Origin of the sequence: Allosphingosinicella sp., assembly GCF_036387215.1 — a bacterium.
Lineage (GTDB): Bacteria > Pseudomonadota > Alphaproteobacteria > Sphingomonadales > Sphingomonadaceae > Allosphingosinicella.
Genome location: NZ_DASVUE010000129.1, coordinates 1 through 6,581, shown reverse-complemented (window position 1 = coordinate 6,581; position 6,581 = coordinate 1). Strand labels below are relative to the sequence as shown.

Sequence of the window (6,581 nt, the reverse complement as noted above, 5' to 3'; positions counted from 1 at the left end):
TCCGGCCTATCGCCTCGCCTTCCAGGACATGGATTTCCTGCTCCGGCAGGATCTGCGCCCGGTCCGGTTTCAGCTCGAGCTCCTGAAGCCCGAGCTTCTGCTCGACGAAGCCGGGATCGAATCCACCTTCGTCTTCTACGGATCGGCGCGCATTCCCGAGCCCGAGCGCGCGGACGCGCTTGTCGAAATCGCCATGACCGACCACCAGCGGCTCGTCGCCGAGCGGCTGAAGGCCAAGGCGAAATATTATGAGGAAGCGCGCCAGCTCGCCCGCATCGCAAGCCGCGTCGGCCGCGACGCGGACGGAAAGCGCCACTTCGTCGTCTGCTCGGGCGGCGGGCCCTCGATCATGGAAGCGGCGAACCGCGGTGCCACCGACGAGGGCGAGGAATCGATCGGCCTCAACATCGTGCTCCCGCACGAACAGCTGCCGAACCCCTATGTGACCCCGCACCTCAGCTTTCAGTTCCACTATTTCGCGCTCCGGAAGATGCACTTCCTGATCCGCGCGCGCGCCGTCGCCATCTTCCCCGGCGGCTTCGGCACGTTCGACGAGGGCTTCGAGCTCCTGACCCTCATCCAGACGGGCAAGATCAAGCCGATGCCGATCGTGCTGTTCGGCCGCGAATTCTGGGAGCGGGTCGTGAACTTCCAGGCGCTCGTCGACGAAGGCGTGATCGCGCCCGACGATCTCAACCTGTTCAAGTTCGTCGAGACCGCGGACGAAGCGTGGAGCTATATTTGCGACTGCTATGCCGAGACCGCGCCGATCGCCGACTGCACGAAATAGCTAGCGCGCCCTCACCCGCTCATATTCGGCGATGAATTCGTCGGGCGGGACGGAGCGGATCGCCTCGGCCAGCACATCCTCGGCGAGGTCTTCCACCTTTTTGAAGCGGATGCAGCTCTTGCCCATGTCGAGCTTCTTGCCGGCCGCCGCATAGGCCTCCTTCAGGCGCTGCGTGCGCTCCTCGGAGGCATAGATGCAGTTCAGGTAGAGCGAATAATGGTTCTTCTGCGCTGCGACGGCAGCATAGCCGAGCGGCTGCCCGTTATACGTGTCCGGGTAGCGCTCGAGCGGAATGCCCCAGCAGAGCATCCCCCAGGCGACCGTCTCGCGATAGCCGTCGGGTATGTTCGCGTTGACGAGGTCGCGGACCCGCGAGACGACCTCCCGCCGCTCCGGCGGAAGCTCGGCGAGATAGGCTTCGGGGGTGGCCGCCTTGCTGCTGACCATCCCCTTTTGTCCTATTCGCTCTTGCTGGTGTTCTTCGCCTGGCCTTCGCGGCCGGCCGTGGCGGTTGCGGCATCGCCCATGACGCGGCCCTCCGGCTGCTTCGCGGCCCCAGCCTCGTTCAGCACCGGCTCGTTCTCGCCCTTGTCGCCGCCCGCGCCCTGATCCGCGCCCTCCGCGGCGGCTGCCGCCGGGTTGGCTGCGGCTGCGGGGGGCGGCGGAAGCGGCAGGTTGCTGCCCTGCGCGTTCAGCCAGACAAGGAGATTGGCGCGGTCCTCAGGCTTCGACAGGCCGGCGAACGTCATCTTCGTTCCCGGCGCGAAGGTCTTGGGAGACTTCAGCCACTGGCTGAGCGATTCCCAATCCCAGGTGCCGCCATGCGACTTCAACGCGTCCGAATAAGCGAATGCGCCACCGAGATGCGCGACCGGCTTTCCGACCACGCCCCAGAGGTTCGGCCCAAGCCCGTTGGCGCCGCCCTGGTTCGCCGTGTGGCAGGCCGCGCACTTCTTGAACACGGCTTCGCCCTTGCCCGGGTCGGCCGCTGCCAGATAGGCGGCGATCGGCTGCTCCGCCTCGCCTCCGCCCTCGCCTTCCACTTCGACGCCCTCGATCGGGTAGCCCATCTTCTCGGGCCGCTCGGAATGAAACATCTCGCCGGTGACGATCGTGGCGCCGAGCGCGACGATACCCGCCCCGAGCACCCATCCCGCAATCGTGTTGAACCGATCGTCCATGCCGCCTCAGACCTCCGAGAAAGCGCAGCCGCAGGCACAGGGCGCGCATAGTGGGATAATTCTGCGCCCCTTTAGGCGGCGAGGCCGCGCCGGGCAAGCCGCTCAGTCCGCCGACAGCCAGCTTGTGAAGAGGGTGTGCGCGATCGCGAAACGCGGCGGCGCGAGGAAGGGCGCATCCGGCTCCCCCGCCAGCGCCGAGCGGACGGCGGCGCGGTCGACCCATTTGGCGTCTTCAAGCTCGGTCCTGTCGATCGTGAGTGCGTCGCCCGCGGCCCGCGCGAGGCAGGCGACCATCAGCTGGCCGGGGAAAGGCCAGGGCTGGCTCGCCACATAGCGGACGCCGCGGACCTCGATCCCAGCTTCCTCCTTTAGCTCGCGCGCCACCGCCTCCTCGATCGACTCGCCCGGCTCGACGAAGCCGGCGAGCGCGGAATAGCGCCCCGGCGGATATTGCGGCTGCCGGCCGACGAGCACCCGCCCCTCATGCTCGGCAAGCATGATCACGACGGGATCGACGCGCGGATAATGTTCGGCCGAGCAGTTCCCGCACTTCCGGCCCCAGCCGGCCCGGAAGACGTCGGTGGGCTTGCCGCAATTGGCGCAAAACCGGTGCCGGTTGTGCCATTCGATCAGGCTGCGCGCGGTTCCCCACAAAGCCGCGTCGCCTCCGCTCATGGCGTTCAAAAGGGAGAAGATGTGCCAAGCCCGCTGCCCCGATTGTTCGACCCTCGGCAGCGGCGCGAACAGCGGGACCCCCTCGTCCAGCCCGAGGAAGATGAGCTCCGCGCCGGCCGGCAGGTCGGATAGCCGCGACCAGCGGAGCCCACCCCCGTCGTCCAGCACCGGGTCCAGCACCTCCAGCCGAAGCAGCCGCGCCGCGGGATCGGCAGCCAGAGCCGCGACCCGTTGCGGATCCAGCCGCAGATTATCGGCGCGGTCGATCGTGGACCCGGTGAAACCCGGAGCCGGCGTCATGCCGCCCGCCGCCAGTCGGCGGCTCGCGCGGCGGCCTTTGCGAAGACGGTGGGGAGCCCCGCCTCGCCGATCCTCTCGATCGGCCACCAGATGCCCTCGCCGCGGGCGCCCGCCTCTGCGCAGAGCAGGCGCAGGTTGAGCGCGAAGTGAGTGAAGACATGCTCCACGGCTCCGGCCTCGTTCCAGTTTGCCGCAGCGGGAGCGCCCTCGCCTGCCACCGGCGATGCCGACCAGGCGCCGCTCGGAAGCGCAAGCATCCCGCCAAGCAGGCCCTTCGCCGGCCGGCGGACGAGCAGCACATGATCCTCATGCTGAAGCCAGTAGGCGATCCCCTGCCGCTTCGGCTTGGCGGCCTTCGGGAGCTTAACGGGATAACGCTCCGGCTCCCCCTCGATGCGCGCCCGGCAGTCTGCAGCCAGCGGACAGATGCCGCAGGCCGTGTTCCGGGGCGTGCAGATCGTGGCGCCGAGGTCCATCATCGCCTGCGCGAAGTCACCGCAGCCTTCGCCGGGCGTGATGCCGTCCGTCAGCTCGTAGAGCCTCGCCCGTGCCGCCGGCAGCGGCTCCTCGACCGCGAACAGCCGCGCCACGACCCGCTCGACATTGCCGTCCACCACCACCGCGCGCCGCCCGAAGGCGATCGCAGCGATCGCGGCCGCAGTGTAGCGGCCGATGCCCGGAAGCTTCAGCAGCTCCTCCTCGGCGCCTGGGAAGCGCCCGCCATGCTCCGCCGCCACCGCCCTTGCGCAGGCCAGCAAATTACGGGCGCGGGCATAGTAACCGAGCCCGGCCCAGGCAGCCATGACTTCGCCGTCCTCGGCCGCCGCCAGCGACTCCACCGTTGGCCAGCGGCTCGTGAACTTCTCGAAATAGGGCTTCACAGCGGCGACCGTCGTCTGCTGGAGCATCACCTCCGACAACCACACGCGGTACGGGTCCGGCGTCTCCCCCTCGGCCGCACGCCAGGGAAGCGCCCTTTTATCCACAACATACCAGCGCAGGAGGGCATTGGAGGCATCGACTGGCATGCCCCCCTATGCCATGCTGCCGCCGATGGCGAAATCGGTCGAGCCAAAGAAAAAGGGCGCCCCTGCCGCTTCGAAGGAGCCGCAGCGGGCCCTGCGCGCGCGCGCTGTTTCCGATATGCTCCCGGACGTCGGCCGAGCCGCCTTCCGCCGCTTCGGCTTCGTCCAGTCCTCGATCGTCAGCCGCTGGAGGGAGATCGTCGGCGAGCGCTACGCCGCAGTCTCCTCGCCGGAATCGATCCGCTTCCCGCCGGGCAAGCGCGCCGAGGGCGTACTCACACTCGTGGTCGAAGGCGCGCACGCGCCGATGATGCAGCATGTGGCGCCGGTGATCGTCGAGCGGGTCAACCGCTTCTTCGGCTATGCCGCGGTCGAGCGCGTGGCCTTCAAGCAAGGCATGGTTCAGCTTGCCAAGGCAAAGGCGCGGACCGCGCCGCCGTCGCTCCGGCCGATTCCGGCCGAGATGGGCGACAGCCTTCGGGCCATAGAGGACCCCGAGCTTCGCGCGGTGCTCGAAGCCCTTGCGCGCGGCGTCGCCGAAAGCGAAGGGCGGGCAGCTCAAATGATGACGATCCCGATCGTCGGCAAATTGACGAGGTAGAGAATATGAAGGCACTGATCGGCACCGGCGCGCTCGCTCTCGCGCTCCTCCTGACGGGCTGCGGCGACAATGGCGGCGGCAACGCGTCCGGCAACAGCGCCGCGCCGGCCGCGGCCGTAGCGCCTCCGGCGAACGGCGACTGGACCCAGACGGTGGTCGAAACGCCCGAGGGCGGCTTCCGCATGGGCAATCCCAATGCGCAGGTGAAGCTGGTCGAATATGCCTCGCTCACCTGCCCGCACTGCGGCGAATTCTCCGAGGAGGCGAGCGAGCCGCTGACCAACATGGTCAAGACCGGCCAGGTAAGCTGGGAATTCCGGCACTACATGCTGTTCCCGACCGATCCGGGAATGTCGCTGCTCTCGCGCTGCCAAGGGCCAGGCCCGTTCTTCGCCCTCACCGAGCAGATCTATGCGGATCAGAAGAATTGGGTCGGCAAGGTCCAGGCGCTTCCTCAGGATCAGCTCCAGCAGCTCCAGTCGCTTCCGCCCGAGCAGCAGGTGACTGCGATCGTTAAGAGTGCGGGCCTCGATCAGTTCTTCCGCCAGCGCGGCATGCCGCAGGCGAAGATCGACCAGTGCCTTGCCGACCAGCAGGGCCTCCAGAAACTCGCCGGCCTCACCAATCTGGGCAACCAGGAGGGCGTCACCGGGACGCCGACCTTCTTCATCAACGGCAAGATCATCGAGCTCGCCAACAGTGCGATCTGGCCGCAGCTGGAGCCGAAGCTCCGCGCGGCGATGGGCCAGTGACGATCCGCACCTGGATCGCGCCGCTTGCGGTCGCTGCCGCGCTCGGAAGCGCAGCCGCGGCCGCCGACGCACAGGCGCGCCGCCCCGCCGCCAAAGCCGCGGCGCAGCGGGACTGGACCCGCACCGTCGTCGCCACCCCGCAGGGCGGTTTCCGGATGGGCAATCCGAACGCGCCGGTGAAGCTGGTCGAATATGGTTCGCTCACCTGCCCGCATTGCGCCGCCTTCAGCGCCGCGGCGAAGGCGCCGCTCGCCGAGCGGGTCCGGACCGGTAAGCTCAGCTTCGAATTCCGCAACATGGTGCTGAACGCGCCCGACATCGCCGTCTCGCTCCTTGCCCGCTGCGCACCGCCGCAGAATTTCTTCCGCCTCGCGGACGCGATCTATGCGACGCAGCCCGAGTGGTACGGAAGGATCGCGGCGATCAGCGATGCGCAGGCGGCGCAGCTGCAGGCACTGCCGGACGCGCAGAAATTCGGCCGCCTGGTCGAGATTGCGGGCCTGGGCCCGCTCGCGGCGCGGGCCGGCATTCCGCCCCAGCGGGCGACGGCGTGCCTGGCAAGCAAACCGGCGCTCGACCGGCTCGGAAAGATGTACGAGGCCGCAAGCGCAGCGGGCGTCCACCACACGCCAACCTTCTTCCTCAACGGCAAGATGGTCGAGGCGGATACCTGGGCCGAGCTTCAGCCCCTGATCGCCAAAGCGGGGGGCTAGCGGCAGGCATGGGCTCGGGGGGGCAGGCATGCAGATAAAGCGGCTGAAGCTTTCCGGCTTCAAGAGCTTCGTCGAGCCTGCCGAGCTCCGGATCGAGCCCGGCCTCACCGGCGTCGTCGGCCCCAATGGCTGCGGCAAATCCAACGTTCTCGAGGCGATCCGCTGGGTGATGGGCGAATCCAGCCCCAAGTCGATGCGCGGCTCGGGCATGGACGACGTCATCTTCGCCGGCACCGCCTTCCGCCCCTCCCGCGATTTCGCCGAGGTCTCGCTGCTGGTCGAGCGCGCCGCCGAGGACATCCCCGGCGATCTCGGCGCAGGCAAGGACGGCGAGGTCGAGGTCACCCGCCGGATCGAGCGCGGCGCCGGCTCCGCATACCGGGTGAACGGCCGCGACGTCCGCGCCAAGGACGTCGCCCTGCTCTTCGCCGATGCCGCCACCGGAGCGCATTCGCCGGCTCTCGTCAGCCAGGGCAAGATCGCTGCCGTGATCGCCGCCAAGCCGACCGAGCGCCGGATGATGCTCGAGGAAGCGGCCGGCATC

General features: G+C 68.5%; 9 protein-coding genes. 5 read left to right on the top strand and 4 right to left on the bottom strand.

Annotation, left to right across the window (positions count from 1 at the left end; translation table 11 throughout):
- The coding region (locus VF662_RS05200; protein WP_464138586.1) for an LOG family protein at positions 1–790 on the top strand (790 nt) is incomplete at its 5' end.
- On the opposite strand, the gene VF662_RS05195 is transcribed toward VF662_RS05200, so the two are convergent.
- The 4 genes from VF662_RS05195 to mutY all read right to left on the bottom strand — a co-directional run bounded on the left by VF662_RS05195 (position 791) and on the right by mutY (position 3,974).
- Positions 791–1,237: a DUF1801 domain-containing protein gene (locus VF662_RS05195; RefSeq protein ID WP_464138583.1), complete on the bottom strand. Its 447-nt coding sequence runs from the start codon at positions 1,235–1,237 to the stop codon at positions 791–793.
- A gap of 11 nt (positions 1,238–1,248) precedes the next feature.
- Complete coding sequence (locus VF662_RS05190) at positions 1,249–1,971, bottom strand: c-type cytochrome (RefSeq protein ID WP_464138579.1); 723 nt, start codon at positions 1,969–1,971, stop codon at positions 1,249–1,251.
- A 102-nt stretch (positions 1,972–2,073) separates the two neighbouring features.
- Positions 2,074–2,946, bottom strand: coding sequence for an NAD(+) diphosphatase (gene nudC, locus VF662_RS05185; protein WP_464138576.1), 873 nt, complete (start codon positions 2,944–2,946; stop codon positions 2,074–2,076).
- Positions 2,943–3,974, bottom strand: coding sequence for an A/G-specific adenine glycosylase (gene mutY, locus VF662_RS05180; protein WP_464138572.1), 1,032 nt, complete (start codon positions 3,972–3,974; stop codon positions 2,943–2,945). Before mutY ends, nudC begins: the two co-directional genes overlap by 4 nt.
- On the opposite strand from mutY, the gene VF662_RS05175 reads away from it, so the two are divergent.
- From VF662_RS05175 to VF662_RS05160, 4 genes are all read left to right on the top strand, one after another.
- Positions 3,973–4,572, top strand: coding sequence for a DUF721 domain-containing protein (locus VF662_RS05175; RefSeq protein ID WP_464138568.1), 600 nt, complete (start codon positions 3,973–3,975; stop codon positions 4,570–4,572). The genes mutY and VF662_RS05175 overlap by 2 nt on opposite strands.
- Positions 4,573–4,577: 5 nt before the next feature.
- A complete protein-coding gene (locus VF662_RS05170) occupies positions 4,578–5,324 on the top strand; it encodes a DsbA family protein (RefSeq protein ID WP_464138567.1) in 747 nt (248 codons plus the stop codon).
- Positions 5,321–6,037: a thioredoxin domain-containing protein gene (locus VF662_RS05165; protein ID WP_464138565.1), complete on the top strand. Its 717-nt coding sequence runs from the start codon at positions 5,321–5,323 to the stop codon at positions 6,035–6,037. Before VF662_RS05170 ends, VF662_RS05165 begins: the two co-directional genes overlap by 4 nt.
- A gap of 28 nt (positions 6,038–6,065) precedes the next feature.
- Positions 6,066–6,581: AAA family ATPase (locus VF662_RS05160; protein ID WP_464138563.1), on the top strand; the 516-nt coding region annotated here is incomplete at its 3' end.